Source organism: Martinezella calliandrae (genome assembly GCF_030272695.1).
Classification (GTDB): Bacteria; Pseudomonadota; Alphaproteobacteria; order Rhizobiales; family Rhizobiaceae; genus Rhizobium; species Rhizobium calliandrae.
Genome location: NZ_JARFYN010000078.1, coordinates 1 through 23,177, shown reverse-complemented (window position 1 = coordinate 23,177; position 23,177 = coordinate 1). Strand labels below are relative to the sequence as shown.

The 23,177-nt window shown below is 59.1% G+C and carries 20 protein-coding genes, 2 tRNA genes and 2 pseudogenes; 11 read left to right on the top strand and 13 right to left on the bottom strand.

The window, feature by feature from the left end; translation table 11 throughout:
* Window positions 1-21 precede the first annotated feature (21 nt).
* Window positions 22-98 (top strand) — tRNA-Met (locus PY650_RS33190).
* Between the two features lie 10 nt (window positions 99-108).
* Here the strand turns inward: PY650_RS33190 and PY650_RS33185 are convergent.
* Window positions 109-246, bottom strand: coding sequence for a hypothetical protein (locus tag PY650_RS33185; RefSeq protein ID WP_285884228.1), 138 nt, complete (start codon window positions 244-246; stop codon window positions 109-111).
* Between the two features lie 272 nt (window positions 247-518).
* On the opposite strand from PY650_RS33185, the gene PY650_RS33180 reads away from it, so the two are divergent.
* Window positions 519-1,052, top strand: a complete 534-nt coding sequence (locus tag PY650_RS33180; protein WP_285884226.1) for a methylated-DNA--[protein]-cysteine S-methyltransferase — start codon at window positions 519-521, stop codon at window positions 1,050-1,052.
* Window positions 1,053-1,189: 137 nt separating this feature from the next.
* Here PY650_RS33180 and PY650_RS33175 read toward each other — a convergent pair whose 3' ends face one another.
* From PY650_RS33175 to PY650_RS33155, 5 genes are all read right to left on the bottom strand, one after another.
* Window positions 1,190-3,193: an aldo/keto reductase gene (locus PY650_RS33175; RefSeq protein WP_285884224.1), complete on the bottom strand. Its 2,004-nt coding sequence runs from the start codon at window positions 3,191-3,193 to the stop codon at window positions 1,190-1,192.
* Window positions 3,194-3,240: 47 nt separating this feature from the next.
* Window positions 3,241-4,329, bottom strand: coding sequence for an ABC transporter ATP-binding protein (locus tag PY650_RS33170; RefSeq protein ID WP_285884222.1), 1,089 nt, complete (start codon window positions 4,327-4,329; stop codon window positions 3,241-3,243).
* A 16-nt stretch (window positions 4,330-4,345) separates the two neighbouring features.
* The gene (locus PY650_RS33165; protein WP_285884221.1) at window positions 4,346-5,182 is read right to left on the bottom strand and encodes a carbohydrate ABC transporter permease; all 837 of its coding nucleotides are present in this window, start codon (window positions 5,180-5,182) and stop codon (window positions 4,346-4,348) included.
* Window positions 5,179-6,039: a carbohydrate ABC transporter permease gene (locus tag PY650_RS33160; protein ID WP_285884219.1), complete on the bottom strand. Its 861-nt coding sequence runs from the start codon at window positions 6,037-6,039 to the stop codon at window positions 5,179-5,181. Before PY650_RS33160 ends, PY650_RS33165 begins: the two co-directional genes overlap by 4 nt.
* A 112-nt stretch (window positions 6,040-6,151) precedes the next feature.
* Window positions 6,152-7,423 (bottom strand): ABC transporter substrate-binding protein, encoded by a 1,272-nt coding sequence (locus tag PY650_RS33155; protein WP_285884217.1) that lies wholly within the window; start codon window positions 7,421-7,423, stop codon window positions 6,152-6,154.
* Window positions 7,424-7,509: 86 nt separating this feature from the next.
* Here PY650_RS33155 and PY650_RS33150 point away from each other — a divergent pair, with 86 nt between their 5' ends.
* Together PY650_RS33150 and PY650_RS33145 are read left to right on the top strand one after the other, a co-directional pair.
* On the top strand, window positions 7,510-8,454 hold the full coding sequence (locus tag PY650_RS33150; RefSeq protein ID WP_285884232.1) for a helix-turn-helix domain-containing protein: 945 nt from the start codon (window positions 7,510-7,512) through the stop codon (window positions 8,452-8,454).
* A gap of 397 nt (window positions 8,455-8,851) precedes the next feature.
* The gene (locus PY650_RS33145) at window positions 8,852-9,622 is read left to right on the top strand and encodes a TIM barrel protein (RefSeq protein WP_285884214.1); all 771 of its coding nucleotides are present in this window, start codon (window positions 8,852-8,854) and stop codon (window positions 9,620-9,622) included.
* A gap of 3 nt (window positions 9,623-9,625) precedes the next feature.
* Here the strand turns inward: PY650_RS33145 and copD are convergent, their stop codons facing one another.
* Window positions 9,626-10,513: a copper homeostasis membrane protein CopD gene (gene copD / locus PY650_RS33140; protein ID WP_285884212.1), complete on the bottom strand. Its 888-nt coding sequence runs from the start codon at window positions 10,511-10,513 to the stop codon at window positions 9,626-9,628.
* A complete protein-coding gene (gene copC, locus PY650_RS33135; RefSeq protein WP_285884210.1) occupies window positions 10,510-10,875 on the bottom strand; it encodes a copper homeostasis periplasmic binding protein CopC in 366 nt (121 codons plus the stop codon). The genes copD and copC overlap by 4 nt, the downstream gene beginning before the upstream one ends.
* A 250-nt stretch (window positions 10,876-11,125) precedes the next feature.
* Between copC and PY650_RS33130 the strand changes: the two genes are divergently transcribed.
* Window positions 11,126-11,899 carry a metallophosphoesterase gene (locus tag PY650_RS33130; protein ID WP_285884208.1) on the top strand — a complete coding sequence of 258 codons (774 nt, stop codon included), beginning with the start codon at window positions 11,126-11,128 and terminating at the stop codon, window positions 11,897-11,899.
* Between the two features lie 55 nt (window positions 11,900-11,954).
* Here the strand turns inward: PY650_RS33130 and PY650_RS33125 are convergent.
* Window positions 11,955-12,340 (bottom strand): annotated as a pseudogene (locus tag PY650_RS33125) (aldehyde dehydrogenase family protein); the annotation flags it as partial.
* 18 nt (window positions 12,341-12,358) lie between these two features.
* On the opposite strand from PY650_RS33125, the pseudogene PY650_RS33120 reads away from it, so the two are divergent.
* From PY650_RS33120 to PY650_RS33110, 3 genes and pseudogenes are all read left to right on the top strand, one after another.
* Window positions 12,359-13,040 (top strand): annotated as a pseudogene (locus PY650_RS33120) (cupin domain-containing protein).
* 146 nt (window positions 13,041-13,186) lie between these two features.
* On the top strand, window positions 13,187-13,813 hold the full coding sequence (locus PY650_RS33115; protein ID WP_285884206.1) for a ribonuclease D: 627 nt from the start codon (window positions 13,187-13,189) through the stop codon (window positions 13,811-13,813).
* Window positions 13,814-14,053: 240 nt separating this feature from the next.
* Complete coding sequence (locus PY650_RS33110) at window positions 14,054-15,700, top strand: hypothetical protein (protein ID WP_285884204.1); 1,647 nt, start codon at window positions 14,054-14,056, stop codon at window positions 15,698-15,700.
* A gap of 134 nt (window positions 15,701-15,834) precedes the next feature.
* On the opposite strand, the gene rpsA is transcribed toward PY650_RS33110, so the two are convergent.
* From rpsA to aroA, 4 genes are all read right to left on the bottom strand, one after another.
* The gene (gene rpsA / locus PY650_RS33105) at window positions 15,835-17,538 is read right to left on the bottom strand and encodes a 30S ribosomal protein S1 (protein WP_285870827.1); all 1,704 of its coding nucleotides are present in this window, start codon (window positions 17,536-17,538) and stop codon (window positions 15,835-15,837) included.
* Window positions 17,539-17,718: 180 nt separating this feature from the next.
* Window positions 17,719-18,351 (bottom strand): (d)CMP kinase, encoded by a 633-nt coding sequence (gene cmk / locus PY650_RS33100; protein ID WP_285884202.1) that lies wholly within the window; start codon window positions 18,349-18,351, stop codon window positions 17,719-17,721.
* A gap of 31 nt (window positions 18,352-18,382) precedes the next feature.
* A complete protein-coding gene (locus tag PY650_RS33095; protein WP_285884230.1) occupies window positions 18,383-19,018 on the bottom strand; it encodes an FMN-binding negative transcriptional regulator in 636 nt (211 codons plus the stop codon).
* 133 nt (window positions 19,019-19,151) lie between these two features.
* Window positions 19,152-20,510: a 3-phosphoshikimate 1-carboxyvinyltransferase gene (aroA, locus tag PY650_RS33090; RefSeq protein WP_285884200.1), complete on the bottom strand. Its 1,359-nt coding sequence runs from the start codon at window positions 20,508-20,510 to the stop codon at window positions 19,152-19,154.
* 274 nt (window positions 20,511-20,784) lie between these two features.
* Between aroA and PY650_RS33085 the strand changes: the two genes are divergently transcribed.
* The 3 genes from PY650_RS33085 to PY650_RS33075 all read left to right on the top strand — a co-directional run bounded on the left by PY650_RS33085 (window position 20,785) and on the right by PY650_RS33075 (window position 22,512).
* Window positions 20,785-21,165 (top strand): TIGR02300 family protein, encoded by a 381-nt coding sequence (locus tag PY650_RS33085; RefSeq protein ID WP_285884198.1) that lies wholly within the window; start codon window positions 20,785-20,787, stop codon window positions 21,163-21,165.
* Between the two features lie 152 nt (window positions 21,166-21,317).
* A tRNA-Ala gene (locus tag PY650_RS33080) sits at window positions 21,318-21,393 on the top strand.
* 315 nt (window positions 21,394-21,708) lie between these two features.
* The gene (locus PY650_RS33075) at window positions 21,709-22,512 is read left to right on the top strand and encodes a DUF3800 domain-containing protein (RefSeq protein WP_285884196.1); all 804 of its coding nucleotides are present in this window, start codon (window positions 21,709-21,711) and stop codon (window positions 22,510-22,512) included.
* Window positions 22,513-23,177 lie beyond the last annotated feature (665 nt).

Sequence of the window (23,177 nt, the reverse complement as noted above, 5' to 3'; positions counted from 1 at the left end):
TATACCGGTTTGCGCAGGTGACGCGGGGTGGAGCAGCCCGGTAGCTCGTCAGGCTCATAACCTGAAGGCCGCAGGTTCAAATCCTGCCCCCGCAACCAACTTTAATTGTCACCCCGTAGCCCCGGCTGCGGGGTTTTGCTTTTTGACCGATAGCGTAAGGATTCCAGCCAGATCGCCGCGAACGTCGATCTCGATCTTGCCGTCCACCGGCGTCAGGATGATGTCCTCGACCAGTGTGCGAAGCAAATCCGCCGCTTCGATCCGCTGTTCTTCGGAGTCGTCCCTTCAAACCTTCAAACCCTGACCACCTAACCAATTACCGCATCAAATTCTTCCGCGCATCCAACGTGAAAATATTGTGCCTTCCCTTCGTCAAAACGTTTTTCGGGTGGGTCATGGACAGCGTTTCGGGCCATATGCATCACTGTCAGCGGCGCAGCGGATTCGCCATAATCGGGCGAAAAGAGGCCGCCGGCCGCGTCGCAGATCCGGTGCGGCCGCAGCGAGAGGATATAGATATGGCCAAGCCGGCGCGCGGTGTGCAGAAAGACTATGTTTACAAGATCGCGAATTCGCCTGTCGGACGGTTGAAGCTCGTTGCCAGTCATGAGGGCCTCGCGGCGATTCTCTGGGATATCGACCAGCCAAACCGTGTTCCGCTGAATATTGTCGCAAAGGATGAGAGCCATCCCGTTCTCATTGAGACAGAGCGGCAGTTGCGGGAATATTTTGCCGGCGAGCGACAGATTTTTGATCTTCCGCTCGATTTTTCGGGCACCGGGTTTCAACGGAAGGTATGGCAGGCGCTGCTCACCATTCCATTTGGAGAGACCCGCTCCTATGCTGAGATCGCTGCGCAGATCGGTGCGCCCAAGGCGATACGGGCAGTGGGTGCCGCCAACGGCAGGAATCCGATATCCATTATCGCGCCGTGCCACAGAGTTATTGGATCGGCGGGAGATCTGAGGGGATTCGCTGGTGGCCTGGAGCGGAAGACCTATCTTCTGGGTTTTGAAGGTTCCGAGACCAAGTCGTTCAATTTCGCAGCGTGATGGCTACACACGTCCGTCTTACTGGTAGTAATGACAAAACAGCCCGCTCGTCGACAAGCGGGCTGTTTTTTGTTTTCTGTATCAGCCATCCGCAAAACGGCCGGCCAGTTGTGCAACAGGCCGGCCATCGCTTCATGTCAACCCTCAAGCCACTTCACCTGCTCCGGCGTCAGCTTGATGTCGAGTGCCGATAGGCTGTCTTCCAGCTCGGCAATCGTGCGCGGTCCGATCAGCGGAATGACCGGAAAGGGTTGGGCGACGACATAGGCAAGAGCGACGTGGATGGGGTTGCGGCCAAGCTTCTGCGCCAGTTCGATCGCCCGATCGCGACGGCCGAAATTGCGCTCGGAATACCAGACGCGCACCAGTTCCTCTTCATCCCGCTTGTCGCGGCCGGCGCGGTCGGTGAAGAAGCCGCGGCCTTGGCTCGACCAGGCGAAGTTCGGTATATGCTTGGCATTGAGCCATGCTTTCCATTCGTGGTCGGAGGCGGCGACGCATCCGGCCCAGATCGGGTCGAGCATTTCCGCCAAAGAGAAATTGTTGGAAAGAGCCGCCGGCGCCGTCTTGCCATTCTTTTCGGCATAGGCGATCGCCTCGTCGAAACGAGCCCGGGTCCAGTTAGAGCCGCCGAAGATGCCGCGGATGCGACCGGCCCCGACCTCGGCATCCATGGCATCGACGAATTCGCCGACCGGAACGGCCGTGTTGTCGCGATGCATGAAGTAGATGTCGACATAGTCGGTCTTCAGCCGGTTCAGCGATTGGTCGAGCTGCTTGCCGATCATATCCGGATAGCAGAGGGGCGAATGCGCACCCTTGCCAATCAGGACGATCTCCTCGCGCGGCACGTTGCGGCTGGTGTGCCAGTCGCCGAAAATGCTCTCCGTCTTGCCGCCGCCATAGACATAGGCCGAATCGAAGACGTTTCCTCCCGCTTCATAGAACGCGTCGAGCGTCAGCGAGGCGGCGGCGAAATTCGGGAAAAACTCGAAGCCGAGCGTGACGATCGAGGCCGGCTTGGCAATGCCGGGAATGCTACGTTTCGGAATGCTGTTGCCCTTGGTGACCGTTGCGCCGGCGATATTCGTTGTCCGCCGCGTCGCCTTCTCAACCTCGTATTCGAGGCCGACCGAGGCGCGCCATTGGTCGAGAACTCGTAGGTTGCCGATCGAATCGGCCCAGCCGATCCCCGGATAGGCAAATTCTGGCCGTCCGGCGCGGATGGCCTCGCCGGAGGCGTCAACTTCGAAGGAATAGAGCCAGCCGTCCTCGTTGACCTCGAAGGTCTGCGTCTCAATGCCCTTGATGAGTTCGATCTTGCCTACGCCGCCCTTGTGGCCGGAGGCAAACCAGAAATCCTTGACTTCCAAACGACCGTCCGAGCCGATGATGCGCAGCGTGTTATCCTGCTGTGCCATGATCGAGCACGAGACTTCCGCGATGATCTTGTTAGGGAATTTCAGCACCGCGGAAGCCCATTCGTCGACGCCGGTCTGGCCGAGATGGGCGACGCCGGAAACTTTTTCCGGGTCGAGGAACGGCTTGCCTTCAACGGCACCGGCGATCAGCCGCGCCATCGATACCGGATAGCCGCCAACATCCAGGATGCCGCCGCCGGCGGTGTCGTTGGCGAACAGCCGGTGCTCCGGTTTGACCGTGCCCATGTTGAAGCCGAAGGAGGAGCGGATGATGCGGATTTCGCCGATGACGCCGCTTTTAACCAGCGCGATCAGCTTCGCCGTCTGTGGATGGACGCGGTACATGAAGGCTTCGCCGGCAAAGACGCCTGCGTTCTTGGCTTCGTAGTAGATCGCCTCGGCGTCATATGACGACAGCGCGATCGGCTTTTCGACGAGCACATGCTTGCCGGCGCGGATCGCCTTGATGGCCCATTCGGAGTGGCCCGTATGCGGCGTGGCGATATAAATGGCATCGATGTCCTTATCGGTCAGCAGTGCTTCGTAACCGTCCACGATGCGCGCGCCGGGAAAGTTTTCGCCAAGGCCCGGCTTTCCGGGATTGCGGCTGGCGATCGCCACCAGTTTTCCGGTGCGCGAATGGACAACGCCGTCGGCGAAGGTCTGGGCGATCTTGCCGGGGCCGATAATTCCCCAGCGGATAGGTGCGTTTGAACTCATGAAACGGTCCTTTCGTAAATCTGCATGCTGTCTTGGGAGGATGGCGCCTACCGCAACCGTTTGCCGGCGCCGTCGAAGAGGAATGTCTTGGCTGCTGAGAGCGCGACGGTCAGCGTGTCACGATTATTGGTGTTGCGGGATTCCTCCCGCTCGATGACGATCTGCTCGCCGCCGGCGATATTGGCGTAGATGTAGCTGGTATTGCCGAGATGTTCGGCGACGTCGACATCGACCGTCATGTCGATATCGCCGCGACCAGCCTCGAGAAAATGTTCGGGACGGACGCCTAGCGTCACCGTCTGTCCGATTTCTACGGGAGCCGTAGTGACCGGCAGTGACAGGCGGACGTCGCGCTGGTTCTGCAGGGCCACCGTCACGCCGCCCTCTTGCTTGCCAACGACATCGGCCGGCAGGAAGTTCATCTTCGGCGAGCCGACGAAGCCGGCGACGAACTGATTGGCAGGATTATCGTAGAGATCGAGCGGCGCGCCGACCTGTTCGATATTGCCGCCGCGCAGCACGACGATCTTGTCAGCGAGCGTCATCGCTTCGGTCTGGTCGTGCGTCACATAGATCATCGTGGTGCCGAGCTTCTTGTGGAGGCGCGAGATCTCGACGCGCATCTGCACGCGCAGTTCGGCGTCGAGATTGGAAAGGGGCTCGTCGAACAGGAAGATCTGCGGCTCGCGGACGATGGCGCGGCCGATGGCGACGCGCTGGCGCTGGCCGCCTGAAAGCTGTTTTGGCCGGCGTTGCATCAGCTCGGTGATCTGCAGGATCTCAGCCGCCTGTTTGACGCGGCGGTCGGTATCGGCCTTCGGGTTGCCGTTCATGCGCAGGCCGAAGCTTAGATTCTGCTCGACCGTCAGATGTGGATAGAGCGCATAGGACTGAAACACCATGGCGATGCCGCGATCGGCCGGTTCGACATCGTTTACGGTACGCCCGCCGATGCGGATGTCGCCGCCGGAAATGTCCTCCAGGCCTGCAATCATGCGCAACAGCGTGGACTTGCCGCAGCCGGATGGGCCGACAAAGACGACGAATTCGCCGTCCTTCACTTCGAGATTGGCGCCGTGGATTATCTCGAGGGCGCCGTAACGCTTGACGACATTGGCGAGGGACAGTTCTGCCATACGGGATCTCCCGGAATTATTTGATTGCGCCGGCGGCGATGCCGGCGATGAAGTGACGTTGCAGGAGAACGAAGACGGTCAGGATCGGCGCCGTCAGCATGACCGCACCGGCCATGATGCCGCCCCAAGAGACCTTGGTAAGGCCGATAAGCGTTCCCAAGGCCACCGGCGCCGTCATCATGCCCGGTTTGGAGTTGATCAGCAGCGGCCAGAGGTAGTTGTTCCAGGAGACCAGGAACAGGATGATGGCAAGCGCGGCCATGGTCGGCCTTGCAAGCGGCAGGCCGATACGCAGGAAGATCTGCCACTCCTTGACGCCTTCGACGCGGGCGGCGTCGAAAAGCTCGCCCGGCATCATCGAAAAGGCCTGGCGCATGAAGAGCACGCCAAGTGAATTGAAGAGCGGCGGCACGATCAGCGCGGTCCAGGTATTCGCCATATGGAAGTTGCGCGCCACCATAATGAATTGCGGAATGACGACGACGGAGTAGGGCAGCGTGATCGTTCCGAGAATGATGCCGATTACAACGGACTGGCCGAGGAAACGGTAACGGGCAAGCGCCCATCCGGCCATCGAGGTCAGCAGAACCGATAGGAAGGTATAGATGACCGCGACGCCGATGGAGATGGTCATGGCACCGAAGAAGTTGGTGTCGGCCTGTAGATTCCGGACATTGTCGAAGAAGCTCGTCGACGGGGTCAGGATGATGTCTGGGCTGAAAATGCCGTAGTCCGGCATCGTGGAGAAGATGAGCATCATCCAGAGCGGGAACAGCCAGATAATGGCAAGTGGCGTCAGCAGGGCGTGCAGGGCGACCGATCGCATTAGAGTGGATTTGGATTTGGACTTCATTTCGGTTCGCGCCCCACCCAGAGATTGAGAAGAGAGATGGCTACGGCGAGCGCTGCCATGGTGTAAGCAATGGCCGAGGCGTAGCCGAAGTTCAGCGATTGGAACCCCTGGCGATAGAGCAGAAGGCCGAGCGTCTCAGTCGCGCCGCCCGGACCGCCGCGATTGGTGATCAGGAAGGGCTCGGTGAAGAGCTGCATCGTACCGATGACCGACAGCACCACGCAAAAGAGGATGATCGGCTTCAACAGCGGCAGGGTAATGTAGAAAAATTGCTTGACGCGACCGACGCGGTCGAGCGTGGCGGCCTCATAGACATCCTCCGGGATCGACTGCAGCCCGGATAGGATGATGATGGCATTGTAGCCGGACCAACGCCAGGTCACGGCGATGATGATCAGGAGCATGGCGGCATGTGCTTCCGAAAACCAGGATACCGGTGTGATGCCGACTCCGCCCAGTAGCTTGTTGATGATGCCGAAATCGACGTTGAACATCAGCCGGAAGACCGCAGCATAGGCCACTTCGCCGACCACGACGGGAGCAAAGAAGGCAAAGCGGAACAGGCTTCGCGCCCTCAGAAGCGGCGAGTTCAGCAGCACTGCCATGACTGTGGCGAGCGAGATCATCACCGGAACCTGAATGACCAGGATGATCAGCGTGTTTGCGAGAGCGTTGTAGAAGGCCGGGTCGCCGAACAGGCGCCCCCAATTGATCGAGGCGCTGAATACCCACGGATTGACGCGTGTGTTCTGAAACGAAATTAGGAACGAATCGATGATCGGCCAGATCCAGAAGGTGGCGAACACCAGGAAATAGGGTGCAAGGAACGCATAGGCGCTCCGGTTTCGCAACCGCATGAATGCCTTCTCCTTTTATGCCTAACGAATTGGCGTATGAGGCCATATCCCCGCCGCCGCCTCCGAGGCGGCGGGGACGCCGGGCGCGTCGGAACGCAGCCGGCTGTGTCACTCACTTGATCGGCAGTCCGGTCGCGGAAGCGATCTGTTGAGCAGCGTCGGCAAGCGCGGTCTTTCCATCCGGATAGCCGCCGGCGAGATACTTCGTCTGTACTGCCTTAAAGACGGCGTCGGCATCGCTAAAATACTGGGTGCCCGGGCTTGGGCTGATCTTCGGCAGAGTTCCGAGGATATCGACCCAGATCTTTTGGTTGTCATAATAGGGCAGCGGCTCGTTGACGAAGGGGTCCTTTACGGCTGACAGCAGCGACGGCACGAGGCCGAAGGACTTCAGCATGGTAACCTGCCCTTCATTGGTGCCGAGCGCGTAGTTGACAAACTTCCAGGCCGCTTCCTTGTTCGGCGAATTGTTGGCGATTGCCAACGAAGAACCACCGAGATTGGCAGCATGCTGGCCGTCCGGCGTCATGCTCGGCATCATGTAGACGCCCCACTTGCCCGAGAGATCCGGCGAGGTGGAGCGGATGGTGCCGTCATACCAGCCGCCATACATCTGTGTCGCGACCTTGCCAGCCGTATTGGACTGCACCTTTTCAGACCAGTTGGCGGCGGTCAGGGTGCCGGCATCCTTCATCGCTTTGACCTTGTCGAGCGCTGCGATGCAGGCTGGCTGGTTGATGGTGATGTTCTGGCCATCGGCCGAAAAATAACCACAGCCCTGCTCGTTGGCAAGCATGCGGAACCATTCGCTATCGCCGTTCAGGTCGGCCTGTGACATCACGACACCCGGATTGGCGGCGGAGATCTTCTTGCCGGCGGCGATGAAATCGTCCCATGTCTTGATTGATGCCGGATCGATGCCGGCGTTCTTGTAGAAATCGCGACGATAGAACATTGCCACAGGACCGGAATCCCACGGCATGGCGTAGGCGGCATCGCCGACCTCAAGCTCGGCGCGCTTGAAATCCGGGAACTGCTTCTTGATGTCGTCGGTGTAGCCCAGCTTCGTCAGATCAGTCAGGCAGTCCGGGAATCGGTTCCAGAAGATCGCGGCCTTATGGTTTTCGATCGACATGACGTCAGGCAGTCCTTCGCCGCCAGCCGCGCAAGCAGCCAGCATCTTGTCGAACACCTGCGGATTGCCGATGTCCTGCACATCGACTTTGATATCAGGATATTTCTTGTTGAAGCCCTCGAGCGTGGATTTCAACGCCGATGCGGCGACGTTCCAGCTCCAGACGGTGATGGTGGTTTGCGCGGCAAAAGCGGAGCCGGTAGCAAACAACGCGACGAGTGCCGTCGCGCCAAGAAGTTTTAAGCGCATTGAAAATCCTCCCTTTTCAATTGCCGTCCTCTAGCGAACGCGCTTAAACTAACTCTGGATACGCTTCTGTCTCCTAAAAAAGGAACATCGACTTGGCGGAAAGTAAGGTAGGTCATCGTGCGGTTTATCAGCCGGGTGCGAGCAGCATCGAGGGGCTGCCGACGACCCTGCAGATGTTTCATTCCCATCCGCCCCCGATGGTCAAGCCGCATTGGCACGCCCAGGTCGAAGTGAATTTCCTGATACGCGGTACGGTTCACTACCGTATGAACGACCATGAGATTCAGCTTCGCGCCGGCGATATCTGCCTGTTTTGGGGCGGGCAGCCGCACCAGATGGATGAATCGTCGGAGGATTCGATTTATGCCGGCGCGCATCTGCCGCTGGTGCACTTCTTCCGCATGCGGCTGCCGCTCGATATTTCCGGACGACTGATGCGGGGCGAGACTCTGGTGACTTCCGCGACGGATGCCGCCGACCACGAGAATTTCGCTCGCTGGTATCGCTACGCCCGCTCCGACGATCCGGCCAAGGCCGAACATGCCGTCGCCGAACTTCTGTTGCGCCTGGAGCGTATCGCTTTCGAGCCCTATCGCATACTGCCGGAAAGGCGGGAGCACCAGCCGAGCGAACAAGTCCATCCGCAATCGTCGCGCAGCTTGGCGCGTATGTGCGATTTCATCGCCGGCAATTTCCTGCATGATATTGATACGGTCGATATTGCCAGGGCGGCGGATCTGCATCCGAAATATGCAATGAACCTCTTCAAGAAAAGCACCGGCATGACGCTTAGCAAATATGTCAACCTGCTGCGGCTGTCGCGCGCCCAAGCGATGCTGATGCGCGAGGGCGCCAATGTGTTGCAGGTGGCAATGGACAGCGGCTTCGGCTCGATCAGCGCCTTCAACAAATCCTTCCGCCACATCGCCGGCATGTCGCCTTCGGATTTCCGCCGGGACATGCGAATCGTGACAGCAATGAGCGTCGAAGGCACCCAGCCCACCCTGCGTCGGTCCGCCCCGCAATTCTAGGTCGCCGACCTCTTGCCGCTGCCGCTGATATGGCGCACTTCTCAGGGCAAATTCTTTGAAGGGAGATGGCATGAAAGAGGCCGCGTCCGTTGAGAGAACGGTTCGTCGACGATCCCAATTGTCCTGATGATTGTCTAGCGAACCCGGCAATGCTGGGCTGCGCTCCTGGGGGAGAATGGGAAACCGGGAGCCGAACGCCACTCTGTGACCAAAGCCAAGCAGGCATAAGCGTCACGAGTTTGAGACTGGTTCAGGAACCGAAGGGCACAAACAATCTGTCTAGAGGACAGAAGCGATTTAACCGATCGGCGTCAATGCCGGTCAACCATAGCCGAATCCAAGGAAAAACCACCGATTGCTGGCGTTTTGTCCCTTGTGTTCTTTCAATGGAGATTTCATGCGGCAATTTTCGGCATGTATCGAATGGCTGTTCGCCCGCGAAGGCGATAATTTTGCCGACCGCCTCCGGCTGGCGCATCGGGCGGGTTTGAGTGCAGTCGAGTTCTGGCGCTGGACGAACAAGGATATCGACGCAATCGCATCGGCGGTAGCAGAGACGGGGATAGCCGTTTCGGGCCTGGTCGCCGAGCCGATGATCGCGCTCACGAATCCGGCGAATAACGAGACCTGGCTGGAGGGGCTTCAGCGATCCATCACAGTGGCTCAGCGCCTGGGCGCTCCGGTTTTGATCGCGCAGGCGGGTGACGACCTGCCTGAGTTTTCGCGCGCCGCGCAGCGGGCGGCATTGATCTCCGTTTTGATCGCAGGCGCCGACAAATTGAGGGGCTCGGGCGTACGCCTCGGTCTTGAGCCCCTGAACACCAGGATCGACCATGTCGGCTATTATCTGTCCTCGACGATGGAAGGCTTGGATATTGTCGACGAGGTCGGCCGACCGGAAATAGGCATCGTCTACGATATCTACCACTCGGCCGTGATGGGTGAGCGGACGGAGGATGTCATCGGGGAGCGGACGGATCGCATCGTCCACGTCCATGTCGCCGATCACCCCGGTCGCAACGATCCCGGCACCGGCGGGATCGATCTGCTCGATCGTCTGAACTGGCTGTATGCCCACGGCTATCGCGGAAGGATCGGTCTAGAATACAGGCCGATGACGGAGGAAGCTGAGGCGGTTCGCGCGGTGGTGAAGTTGCTTTCTGCTTGACGGTCAGACCGGCTCGAGCACGCCGAGGACGGCGACAAGTGCGATGACGGCGATACCGAGAAAGACCTCGGCAATAGCGCCGAGGCGAATGGCGCTCAAGGCCCGTTCGCGATCGCGTCGGATCCGAGGCACGAAGACGTAGCGGTTGACGATCGCCAGCAGGCTCATGCCGGCGACAAGCGCGATTTTGATAGCGAGCAGCGCCTGATAGGAGGACGACCAGTCGATCGGCAGGCGTCGGAGAACCAGCATCGTATTGACGATACCGGAAGCGATGACCATCGCCACGGCGCCGTGTCCGGCAGTGGAGAAGCGCCGAAGCGCCAGCAGCGCTTCCTCCCGGCATTCTGGCGTAATCAAAAGCCGAAGAATGGGGATCAGCGGTACCAAAGCGCCCAGCCAGCCGCCGCCGGTCAAGAGGTGAAGGATATCGTTGGCGCGGTGCGCCAGCTTCAGCCAACCCTCGTGCATCGAAGCGTGTCCGGTCAGCGTCAGAGCTGCAAGCCCGAGACCGGAGCCCAGAGCCACGCCGGCAAGGCGCCAATCTTTCGACGGCAGGAAAGCGAGAACGAGGATGAGGGCAGCGGCGGCCTGCGCTTGCCAGGCTTGGCCCACCGTCGTTTCGAACAGGACGTCTTGGATCGTGCCGGCATCGAAAGCATCGCTCCAGCCGTTGCCGATGATCGCTGTTTCTAGCGGCAGCAAGGCGACGGTCGCAAGGCCGGCGGTCAACGCGGTAAGAAAGGGTGCGGCGCCGAACATGCGCCAGACCCTACCCGCGAGCGCCTTTGGCACCAGAAGGCAGAGAAAGGCCGAGCCGCCCCATAGAAGCATCAGGGATGCATCGTGAAAAAAGCGGCACGCCTGGAGCGCTGAGCTGGGGTCGATCAAGGTTTTACTGTGAACGTGTAGCTGCCATTGGTCTTGTGGCCATCGGTGGAAAGGGCATGCCATTCGACGGTGTAGGTGCCGGCGCCAAGCATTCCGGAGAGGGGAACCATCAACACCGTGTCGCTCTGCTTCAGCATGGGATCGTCGAGCTTGATCGAGGCCTTGTCAGGGCCGGTCACCTTGATGCCGGAGAATTTCAGGTTCAGGCCTTCGGTGAAGGTGAGGTCAAGTTCGCCGGGCGAGCTCTTAATCGTACTCTTGTCCGCAGAGATCGCGGACTTCAACTGTGCATATGCGAGGGCCTGGCCAGCAAAGCCGAGAGCGAAGGCGGCGAGGCCGAGCTTGAAAATGGTCTTGGTCATGAAAAGTCCTTCTGAAGGGTCACCGAGCGCGATAGAATTGTGGACATGCTATGTCAACTTTCACTATGAGGATTGGCTGCGTTCGGGACGCTTTGCCGCAAGGCGATTCTTCAATTGGTCACTTGCATTGGTATAGACGTCGGGCGGAAGCGTTTATTCCCGTATTCGGCAAAGAATTGTCGCTTTTGGATTATTTGTGCTTACGACAGTCAGAGCGCTCGGGATGGTGACATTTCGATGAGGGAATTTCATGGCGGCACGTACCATACGCGAGAAAACGACTCGCGGCTTCAATCAACGCCGGCGTCGCGAGCGGCTCGATACCCTGGACGTGCCGACCTATGTAATCGGCGACGTTCATGGCCGCTACGACCTGCTCAGCGCGCTGGAGCGCAAGATTTTCGCCGATGCTGCCGAGCTGCCCGGCGGCAAGCTGATTGTCATGCTTGGTGATTTCATCGACCGCGGTCCAGCTTCGGCGCAAGTCGTCAGCCGGCTGATGGCGCCGCTGCCGAATGGTTTTGACCGGATCTGCCTCACGGGCAATCATGAAATGGCGATGCTCGCCTATGCCGATGGCGAAATATCCCTTGATGACTGGGTGGCGCTTGGCGGCGAGGCGACGCTGAATTCCTATGGCGTGGATATACAGGCGTTGCGGCAGCAATATCCCCGGCAGAAAAAACTCGACAGCTTCATTCGGACCTGGTTACCCGACGATCATCTGAATTTTCTCCGCCGGCTGCCGATCCTGCTGGATACGCCGCAGGCGCTGTTCGTCCATGCCGGTATTGATCCCGAGCGGACGATCGCGGCGCAGGATGATGACGACCTCGTTTTCATCCGCTCGCGCTTCTACGACAGCGCACAGCCCTTACCGAAGCTGATTATTCATGGCCATACGCCGGTGAAGCAAGCAGAGGCGCATGGACTTCGGCTCAACATAGACACGGGCGCCTTCCGTTCGGGAAAGCTGACGGCGGCGCGTCTGTGGCAAGGCCACATCCACGTGACCTCGACCTGAGGCTAGAGCGCCGCGCATTCACATAAACGCACTGGGATGCCCTAGTGGGACCGGCTTACACATTTCCGATCCAGAGATATTTCATTTCGAGATAGTCGTCGGCGCCATGACGCGAGCCTTCGCGGCCGAGGCCGGATTGTTTGATGCCGCCGAAAGGCGCGGTCTCCGCGGACATCAGGCCGGTGTTGATGCCGACCATGCCGTATTCCAACGCTTCGGCAACCCGCCAGACCTTCTTAAGATCGCCGGGGAAGAAATAGGCTGCGAGGCCGAATTCGGTGTCGTTCGCCTGGCAATCACATCATCAACCGTCTCGAAGCGGAGCAGCGGCGCGACCGGAGCGAATGTTTCCTCGCGAGCGACCTTCATGCTCCCGTCGATGCCGGTCAGAATGGTCGGTGCAAAGAAGGCGCCGGCGCCTTCGATGCCCTTGCCGCCGGAGCGGCGCGTCTGGCGGGCATGTCGGCTTCGACGTTGCGACTTTGGGCTTGGTCGTTCCCAGCCGCTCCGAAACGGGCATCGGCAATACAGCGCCGAGGATGTGGCGCGGCTGAAACGGATGGCCTGGTTTCGCGCCGAGCGCGGGCTCAATCCCGCCGCGATCCGCGAAGCGTTGGAATCGGAGGACGCCCCGGCGTCGACGGATGGTGGAGAGTTAGCCGTCCTTTCAGGCATCGGCCGCAAGCTGAGGTCATTGCGTCACGCCGCGGGCAAAACGCTGGAGCAGGTCGCAGCCGAGATGGGCATAGCATCTTTGACGCTATCGACACTGGAGCGTACCTCGCAAGGCGTGACCTTCAAGACCCTCCACGATCTCGCCGATTACTATGGCACGACCGTCTCACGGCTGTCGGGCGAGGAGCGTGAAGACACTCCAGCGCTGATCCGATCGGGGGAATGGCGGGCCTGGCCCGAAACGACGCCCGGCGTCCAGTTGCTCGCCGAGGGAAAGACGATGATGGATTGCCATCGCTTCGTGCTGGCACCTGGGGCGGCGAGCGAGGGCGCCTACCGGCATCACGGCGAAGAGTTCATCCATGTGCTGTCGGGCCGGCTGGAGCTGGTGCTCGACAGTGATCAGTTTTTCGATCTTTCGCCCGGCGATTCGCTCTATTTCGAAAGCCGCCGCTATCATTCCTGACGCAACCGCGATGACGGCGAGATCGTATTGCTCTGGATCAACACACCGCCGACATTTTAAGCCCGCGTGGTATCGTTATCTCCTTGTCTGTTCTATAGAACAGGGCTGAAAAACGAATTCAGACGAAAAAGAGCTGGGAGAGTTTCATGGCCGCCACCATCCGCTATCACGAAGGCGATATTTCCGCGGCCGATGCCGCCCGATACACCGGCGCCATAGCGATCGATACCGAAACGCTCGGTCTTATCCCCCGCCGCGACCGGCTCTGCGTCGTGCAGCTTTCGCCGGGCGACGGCACCGCCGACGTGATCCGCATTGCAGCCGCCCAGAAGGAGGCGCCGAATCTCGTCGCCATGCTCGCTGATCCCACGCGTCAGAAGATCTTTCATTACGGCCGTTTCGATATCGCCGTGCTGTTCCATACGTTCGGCGTCACCACCACTCCGGTTTTCTGCACCAAGATCGCCTCGCGCCTCTGCCGAACCTACACGGACCGGCATGGCCTCAAGGACAATCTCAAGGAGATGCTCGAGGTCGATATTTCAAAGGCGCAGCAATCTTCCGATTGGGCGGCCGACACGCTTTCGCCGGCGCAACTGGAATATGCCGCCTCCGATGTGCTTTATCTGCATGCGCTCCGCGACAAGCTCACGGAGCGCCTTGTGCGCGACGGTCGCATCGAACATGCCAATGCCTGCTTCACTTTCCTGCCAACCCGGGCGAAGCTTGACCTTCTCGGCTGGGAGGAGACCGATATTTTCGCGCATAGCTGATTGGCTGTGCAAAGCGCGAATTGAATGGGAAAGCCGGTGCCGCGGACAAGGCGCCGGCTTTATAGTTAGTAGTCTGTTAAGGGGCGCCCTGCTATTCTATCCCCGATTTCATGCATTCGACCGACGCGTTGCGGCGTCGCCGGCCGCTCACCCGGCCTTCGAATCGCTATCGGCCGCATGAGCGGACCTTGATTGAACCTGCCTTCTGCTTCCGTCGTCTTGTCAGACAAAGAGCACGTCATGCTGTCTCCCGTAAGTCCCGTGTCTGCCTTGAGTACGGCCCTCGAAAAGCCGGCGGTTGCGACCGCCGAAACGTCCGGCGTCCAGACGGCGGCGACTCCGCTTGCGGTGCTATCGAGTGCGATGAACGCCAGTGTCGAGGGCAAGCTGAACTTACTGCTGGTGGCGGCGCGCGAACGGATGTTCAACAGCCTGATGTCCGCCATCAACGACGCCAGCCTTGCGCTGAATGTTTCGCGCCAGCCGGACGAAAGCAATGCCGCTTTGGCGCAGCGGCTGGCCGATACGATCCGAAGCCTGCCGCCGCAACAACTCGCGGTCGCCCAGAAACTGCTGGACACGCAGGCGAAATTACCGATCCCCCTGCCGCTCATAGCTGAGGCCCTGGCCAATCCGGATGGCCCCGAAGCAGTACAAATTGCCGTCAGCCTGGAGGGGGCGCTGACACAGGAACCCGATGCTGTCCTAAAGGCCGTGGTCAATTCCTATGAGCAGAACGCCGGTCAAACGGAGACGGTCGGGCCGCAGGAACCGGTTCCGACGCAGTCAGCGCCTGTGCCCACTGCTGCAACGATGGCCCCCTCCGCAGTGGCGGCCCAAGCTCCCGGAGAAACGCCGACGACACCTGCCCAGGGCCAGGCGGTTCTCGCTCCCGCAGCGGCTCTGGACCCAGATGTGGTGTCTAATCTGGAAACTGCCTTGGCTCCTCAGACCACGCCAAATCAACAATCCGCCCCGATTGCGCAAGCCCTAGGCGCACTGCTCGTTGACGCCAATGTCCGTGAGATCGTTCATCCGCAAAATGTCATTCCCGCGCGGGAGAACTCACTGCCTGCCGGGGCAGGGTCGCGAGCCGTACCGGCCGAAACCAAGCTCCCGACGGAAATTGCACTGATCAGGTCACCGGTCACGCCGCCGCCTGTGCCGCGGGATCTCCAGCAGATCCGCGCCGATATCAAGGAAGGGCTGCAGGTCGTCATTCGCAGCCCGATCGAGGTCGCCGGCTCGGAGCTTCTTCAAATCATCGAGAATAGCACTACCTTGGTCGAAAGGGTTGTTGCGCAGGCGCTTGCCGCAAATGCCGCTGATCAGGGGGAAGTGCAGTTATTGCCGCAGACGCCCAATGATGAGGCCGTCAGGAACCTTGCCGCCGTGATGGCAAGTCAAAATTTTGTGCCGCCCGAAGAGACCTCGAACGCGTCGACCGCTGCGGCCGCACTTCTTGGCAAATCCTCAACTACCACGCTGGCGGCACCCGCCACGAATACGCCTGAAGCCGCGGAGCAAATGGGAATGCCGGTCCCGCTGCAAGGTATTCCCTTTGCCATCGCACAATATTTGCCGGCGGCTCTCCCCGTTAACGAGGAGGAGTTGGAGCAGGTCGATCGTGTCGATCCAACCGATGACGAGGAGCACGAACAGGGGCAGGACGGCGAGGCTGCGCGGGACGAAAGTGAAGACGAGTCCCAGTCGACCGAAGCGCATCAGCCGACTGCGGAGACACCCGACGCGGCGGACACTCAAGCAGCTTCCTCGAACCATGCTGTCGCTGCGCCGAAGCCGCTGGCGCTGCCGACGCCCGCGCCGAGGGATCCGCTGCATGATCACGCATTCGATTTCTATCGACGCATGGCTGGGTGGGAATAACTGGACCCAAGGCGCCGGCGTTCTTTGAACGTACAACGGACGATTCAATTCAGTCTTCTATTTCCCGAGCATCTAGCCAAAAACCCGCCGGATTGCTCCGGCGGGTTTCTTATCTCTACCAGGTTTGCCGAAGATTATTCGGCGTTGCGGTTCTTCAGAGCCGCACCCAGGATGTCGCCGAGCGAAGCACCCGAGTCGGACGAACCGAACTGAGCGACTGCTTCCTTCTCTTCTGCGATTTCCAGAGCCTTGATGGACAGCATGATCTTGCGGTCCTTCTTGGAGAAGTTGGTGACGCGGGCGTCGACAACCTGACCGACCGAGAAACGCTCAGGGCGCTGCTCGTCACGGTCACGCGACAGATCGGCGCGACGGATGAACGAGGTGATGTCCTCGTGGTTGACGAGCTTCACTTCGATGCCACCATCGTTGATCGCGATGACTTCAGCCGAAACGACTGCATTCTTGCGCAGGTCGCCGGAAGCGGCGGCTTCGCCGACCGAGTCCTTGCCGAGCTGCTTGATGCCGAGCGAGATGCGTTCCTTCTCGACATCGACGTCGAGAACGACAGCCTTGACGACATCACCCTTGTTGTACTCTTCGATGACCTGTTCGCCCGGACGGTTCCAGTCGAGGTCGGAGAGGTGCACCATGCCATCGACATCGCCGTCGAGACCGATGAACAGGCCGAATTCGGTCTTATTCTTGACTTCGCCTTCGACTTCGGTGCCGGCCGGATGGTTGCGGGCGAATGCTGCCCAGGGGTTTTCGAGCGTCTGCTTCAGGCCGAGCGAGATACGACGCTTGGTCGGATCGACTTCGAGAACGACAACTTCGACTTCCTGGCTCGTGGACAGGATCTTGCCAGGGTGAACGTTCTTCTTAGTCCAAGACATTTCCGAGATGTGGATGAGGCCTTCGATGCCCGGCTCCAGCTCGACGAACGCACCGTAGTCGGTAATGTTCGTGACGGTACCGGAGATCTTCTTGCCCTCCGGATACTTGGCCTGGATGCCATCCCACGGATCGCTCTCGAGCTGCTTCATGCCGAGCGAGATACGGTGAGTTTCCTGGTTGATGCGGATGATCTGTACCTTGACCTGCTGGCCGATGGACAGGATTTCCGACGGATGGTTCACACGGCGCCATGCCATGTCGGTGACGTGCAGCAGGCCGTCGATGCCGCCAAGGTCAACGAACGCACCGTAGTCGGTGATGTTCTTGACGACGCCGTCAACAACCTGGCCTTCTTCGAGGTTCTGAACGATTTCAGAACGCTGCTCGGCACGGGACTCTTCCAGAACCGTGCGGCGCGAAACGACGATGTTGCCGCGGCGCTTGTCCATCTTGAGGATTTCGAAGGGCTGCGGATTGTGCATCAGCGGGGTGACGTCGCGGATCGGACGGATGTCGACCTGCGAACGCGGCAGGAAGGCGATAGCACCGTCAAGATCGACCGTGAAGCCGCCCTTGACCTGGTTGAAGATGACGCCTTCGACGCGCTCGCCAGCTTCGAACTTGGCTTCGAGCTTGATCCAGCTCTCTTCGCGGCGAGCCTTTTCGCGCGACAGAACAGCTTCGCCAAGCGCGTTTTCGATGCGCTCGACATAGACTTCGACTTCATCGCCAACCTTGAGCGTGCCGTCCTTGGCGCGCGCACCGAATTCCTTCAGCGCGATGCGGCCTTCGACCTTGAGGCCGACGTCGACAACGGCGACGTCCTTCTCGATGGCAGTGATGATGCCCTTGGTGACATAGCCTTCGGCCAGATCGTTCTTCGCGAAGGATTCTTCGAGAAGGGCCGCGAAATCTTCGCGAGAGGGGGTAGTTACAGACATAGAATCTCCTGGCGTGTCCTAATTTATGCAATTCGGACACTGATGCGCCGGTGGTTCGTGTTAAACGGGCCTGACCCCAGTCCGCCTTCCCTTAGGGAAAGCTATCCGGCGCTTGGACGGAATGTCAGGCTTTAAAATCGTCAGTTTCGTGCGCGAGGCGCGCGAAAGCTGCTCATATTTTCAGGCATTTCGGCTCAGAGCGGTGTCGACGATCGACTTTGCCGTCTGAAACGCCGCTTCTATACTCATTTCTGAGGTATCAAGCAAGTACGCGTCTTCAGCCGGTTTGAGTGGGCTGTCGGTGCGACCCATATCCCGCTCATCGCGCCGTTTCACATCTTCGAAAATCGCCGCGAAATCGGCACTGCGGCCGGCCTTGATGATCTCGTCGTATCGCCGCTTCGCCCTGACTTCCGCTGACGCCGTAACATAGATCTTCACGGGCGCATCCGGGCAGACGACGGTGCCGATATCGCGGCCGTCGAGCACCGTGCCTGGCTCCTTCCGCGAAAAGGCGCGCTGCGCCTCGACCAGTGCCCGGCGCACCGCGGGCATAACGGCGATTTTCGACGCAGCCTCGCCGATCTCATGCCGTGACAGAACGGCGCGATCGAGCCCGGCGAGATCGATCTTGTGTGCCATCGTCTCCGCGACCGCTTCGTCGTCGAGCGGCAGGCCGGCGTCCAGCAGGGCTTTGGCGGTTGCACGGTAGGTGAGACCGGTGTCGAGATGGTGAAAACCGTATTCCTCGGCGATCCGGCGCGACAGGGTTCCCTTGCCTGCCGCGGCGGGCCCGTCGATGGCGATGATCATGCTTTTTCTATCCCTGCCTTCGGTCCTGATGTTATTTGTCGTATCGCCGCACCAGATCGGCCATTTCCGCGGCTGAATCGCGGTCGATTTCGCCCAGTCCACGGGCTACGCCCTGACGGTCGGCGGCGGGACGGTTCTGACTGACCTTCCACTTGCCGTCAATCGTCTCGATATCGATCTCGATGCCGATGATGCCCTTCAATTGGGCCGAGATGTAATCTGGCGGTGCGTCGTCCACCGCCCACGGCTCTGCGCGGCCGCCCTCATTCTCGCCGGTCAGCATGCCGATCTGCTCGCGCAGCCAGGCAGTATCTTCGATGACGCGCGCGTTGCCGCGAACCTGCACGACTGCATAGTTCCAGGTCGGTACAACCTTGCCCGTCTCCTGTTTGGTCGCATACCAGGACGGAGTGATGTAGCTTTCAGGGCCTTGGAAGACGACGAGGACGGGCGCCCCTGCTTGAATTTCCCGCCATTGACGGTTCGCCCTGGCGATATGCGCCTGCAGCGTGCCCTTGGACGAAAGGCCGGTCTTGAGATGGAATGGCACAAGATTGGCGATCAGCCCGCCATTGCCGGCGGTGATTAGTAGTCCCAGCGGATGCGCGCGGATCAGCGCGTGCTGCGTTCCGAGATCGTCTTCGCGATGGTGGGGCGGCTGATACATAGTAAGGAACCGTTTGTTGTTGTTCTTGTCGTGCGCATCATAGGGCCGACCGCCCCGAATGGCCATCGGCTGCTTCCGACTTGGACTGCCTCGCGCCTGCGGGTGCTTTCGCCCGCAAGCGGCCTGTATTTTATCAGCCCTCGACCTCGATCGTCGCACCCAATCTTGTCATCAGGTCAAAAAACTCCGGGAAGCTGGTAGCGATCATGGTGGAATCATCGACCCTGACCGGATGCTCCGAGGCAAGCCCCATCACGAGAAAGCTCATGGCGATGCGATGGTCGAGGTGGGTTCTAACCTCGCTATCGTCTGCACCGCCGAGACCTTTTCCATCCGGCCTTCCCCAAACAGTCAGCGAATCCCTGCCTTCGGTGCAATCGACGCCATTGAGCTTCAGCCCTTCGGTGACGGCCGAGAGCCGGTCGGATTCCTTGATCCGCAGTTCTTCCAGCCCGAGCATGACCGTCGCGCCCTCGGCGAAGGCGGCGGCCACGGCGAGCACCGGATACTCATCGATCATCGACGGCGCCCGCTCGGCCGGCACGGTGACGCCGCCCTTGAGCGCGGAGGAACGCACGCGCAGGTCGGCAACATCGTCGCCGCCGGCAAGACACCTGTCGAGAATTTCGATGTCGGCGCCCATCTCCTGCAGCGTCAGGATCAGGCCGGTGCGGGTTGGGTTCATCAGTACATTGCGGATGGTGATGTCCGAGCCGGGAACGATCAGCGCCGCGACCAAGGGAAAGGCCGTCGAGGAGGGATCGCCGGGAATGTCGATGATTTGGCCGGAAAGCTTGCCTTGGCCCTGAAGGCGGATGGTGCGCACGCCGTCCCGATTGGTCTCGACCGAAAGATCGGCGCCGAAGCCGGCTAGCATCTTCTCGGTATGGTCGCGGGTTATGACCGGCTCGATGACGGTGGTGATGCCCGGCGCGTTGAGGCCGGCCAGCAACACGGCGGATTTGACCTGCGCTGAGGCCATCGGTACGAAATATGTGATCGGACTGGCCGTCTCTGGCCCATGCAACGTCACCGGCAGCCGGTCGCCTTCGCTGGATTTGACCTGCACACCCATCTGCCGCAGCGGATTGAGGATGCGGCCCATCGGCCGCTTGGAGAGCGAGGTGTCGCCGATGAAGGTGGATTCGAAATCATAGACGCCGACGAGGCCCATGGTCAGGCGGCTGCCGGTGCCGGCATTGCCGAAATCGAGCGGGGCTTCGGGGGCGAGCAGCGCGCCATTGCCGACGCCCTTGATGATCCATTCGGCTCCGATCTTCTCGATTTTGGCGCCCATGGCCTGCATGGCCTTGCTGGTATTGAGTACATCCTCGCCTTCGAGCAGGCCGGTGATGCGGGTTTCGCCGGCAGCCAGGCCGCCGAACATGAGGGCGCGATGCGAGATGGATTTGTCGCCAGGGACGCGGATGGTGCCGGAAAGATTGGTCGAGCGGCGCGCTGTTGCGGGCCGCGGATGAATGTCGTGCGGCATGGGCAATTCCTTTGCGATGCCGTTATTTACGCCGCATTATCGCTGACTTAGCTTCTGTCGCGCCAGCTGACCTGCGGTTCACGCTGGCTCGTTACCATAGACCCGTTGCCGGGTCATCCGGGAATGCCGGGAAAACCTGGTTCGGCGTATATAAAGTTTGGCTTTGACAGAAAGAGCCGCAACGATTAAGGGGACCGGCTGATAATTTCCCTTAAAACGCCGGCTTCCCCCGGCATTGCCGAATTTTTATTCGGCCATTCATGAGGCTTTGACAGTGGCGAAAGCGGAACTTGGAACAAAACGCACCGATCCCGATACCGGCAAGAAGTTCTATGACTTGAACCGGGACCCGATCGTCTCGCCCTATACCGGCAAGTCCTGGCCCTTGTCCTTCTTCGAGGAAACCTCAGCTTCGAAGGAAGTTCCGGAAGAAGACGAAGTGGCTGAAGTCGATACCGAAAACACGGAAGTCGAACTGGTGTCGCTCGAGGATGCCGATGATGCGGCAGCCGGCGACGATATTCCGGATATAGGCGATGACGATGTCGAAATCGGCGACGATGACGATGATACCTTCCTCGAAGCCGACGAAGACGAAGATGATGACGATATGAGCGACATCATCGGCGTTACCGGCGACGATGACGACGTTTGATCTCTGAACAATCGGCCCGGTGAACGAGAAAAGTTTTCCGGGCCGAAAATTTCGGCTTGCTATCTGCAAAAACCAGAAGTAATAAGCCGCCACCCCGACGGGCGAAGCGCTCCGAAGGGTCCCAGGACCGGTCAAACCGGTACCATCTTGATGGGGCTATAGCTCAGCTGGGAGAGCGCTTGCATGGCATGCAAGAGGTCAGCGGTTCGATCCCGCTTAGCTCCACCAAAATTCTGATTCAAAATCAAACACTTGAATAGCTGACTTGTCCGTCGCGATTGGCTACCTTTCGCCGGGGAAGCACCGGGGAAGCGCGGAGAATAAATTCGACGCGTTTTGCTATAGCCGCATGTTGACCGAGTTAGTTAGGGCTTATGTGGGACAAACGAGATTTAGACGCCCAGAAATGTCAAAGGGTGCGCCCCCCGAATCTACCTTCGATTATTGATAAAGTATTTCCTGTAAAGCACTCGCAACGGCCAGCCGTCTTGGCACTCGCGCCAATAACTGCCATGTAGGCTTGAGTTGTAGAATCGGTGATCGATGAACAGACCAATCACGCTTTACATGGATGAGACAGGGAATCGCCATCCCAACAAGAAATCCGATCCATCTCGTGAAGGCAGGGACTGGTTTGGCTTTGGTGGAATTCTGGTCAAGGGTGAGGACAGCGATACCGCGCGAGCGCTGGTAGCGGCGTTTCATGACAAATGGAAACTGGGTGAAACAAAGCCAGCCCACATAACCGATATGCTTGCTGAACGTCAGAAGTTTTCCTGGCTTGAAAGGGTGAACCAGACAGTTCGAGACGAGTTTTGGGCGGATTGGAGAAAAGTGCTTTGCCAGGCACAAGTTATGGGAATTGGCTGCGTAGTGAACAGGCCGGGATATGTCGCGCGGGGCTATTGGGAAAAGCACACAGATCCTTGGCTTCTTTGCCGAAGCGCGTTCGATATCACCGTGGAGCGCGCCGTAAAAATTGCGAAGCTTGAAGATCGAAAGCTTCATATCGTCTTTGAACAAGACCCGGGTATCAACGAGACAATCACCGGATACTTCAAAAATCTGAAGCAGAACGGGTTAGCATTCGACGCTGGCAATAGCTCCAAATACGCACCTCTATCTCAAGAGGACTTCGCTGAAACTTTAGGTCGCATCCAGCATAAGCCTAAGGCTCACCCGCTGCTTCAAATTGCAGACAGCTACATATACGCAATGTCGCGTAAGGCTTATGAGAAAAAGTTCTGGCTGTATCGACATCTCCGCGACGCGAAGAGAATCGCGGACTTTGCGCTGGAAAACGAAAATTTGCCGCATATGGGCGTGAAATATTATTGCTTTGATTAAAAACGAAAAAACCGGGCTTAACCCGGCTTTTCGCGGCCCCCATGCGGTGAACCTGAAAGGCTTGCGCCTCGGGATGGAACATAATCAATAGACTCTTACTGTCAAGTTAATGGCAAAAATAATTTTTCTAGGCGAAAGTTTCGGGCAAGTTTGAACGCGAAGCCTCTGCTGTCGGAGCAAGAGAAACCCTCGCGCGCGTGCGCGTACTTGGTCGCGAAATGCCGCCGCTCACTAACTCGGCGAAATTCCTTATGCCGAGAGCACCGGAAAACGTCGAGTAGCGATACAGTGGCATTTGTCGTCCTGATCGTCGAAGCCACTGCGGGGCCACGGCGTCGCAGTCGTACATGCGAGGCGAACGGTTACTTGGGCTCCAACGCTGGAATCTCGTAGTCCTTGCGGTGTTCTGACCACCAATTCGACAAGTAGTCGAGTGCCAACGGCTTAATTTTTAGATTTGTGTCTGTCGTGAAATACCGGCCAGCGTACTCGACCGCCTTTAAGCTTGCATCGGTTTTCATCACTTCCATGAAGAAATCCAGCTTTGGAAGTTTTGAGATATCATCGTAAGCGCGTAGGCCATCCCACGTAGCGCCAGGATGGGAAATCGTTCATTTTCAGCATGAATCATGCTGGGAATCCTATGAGTGAAGATATGAATCAGG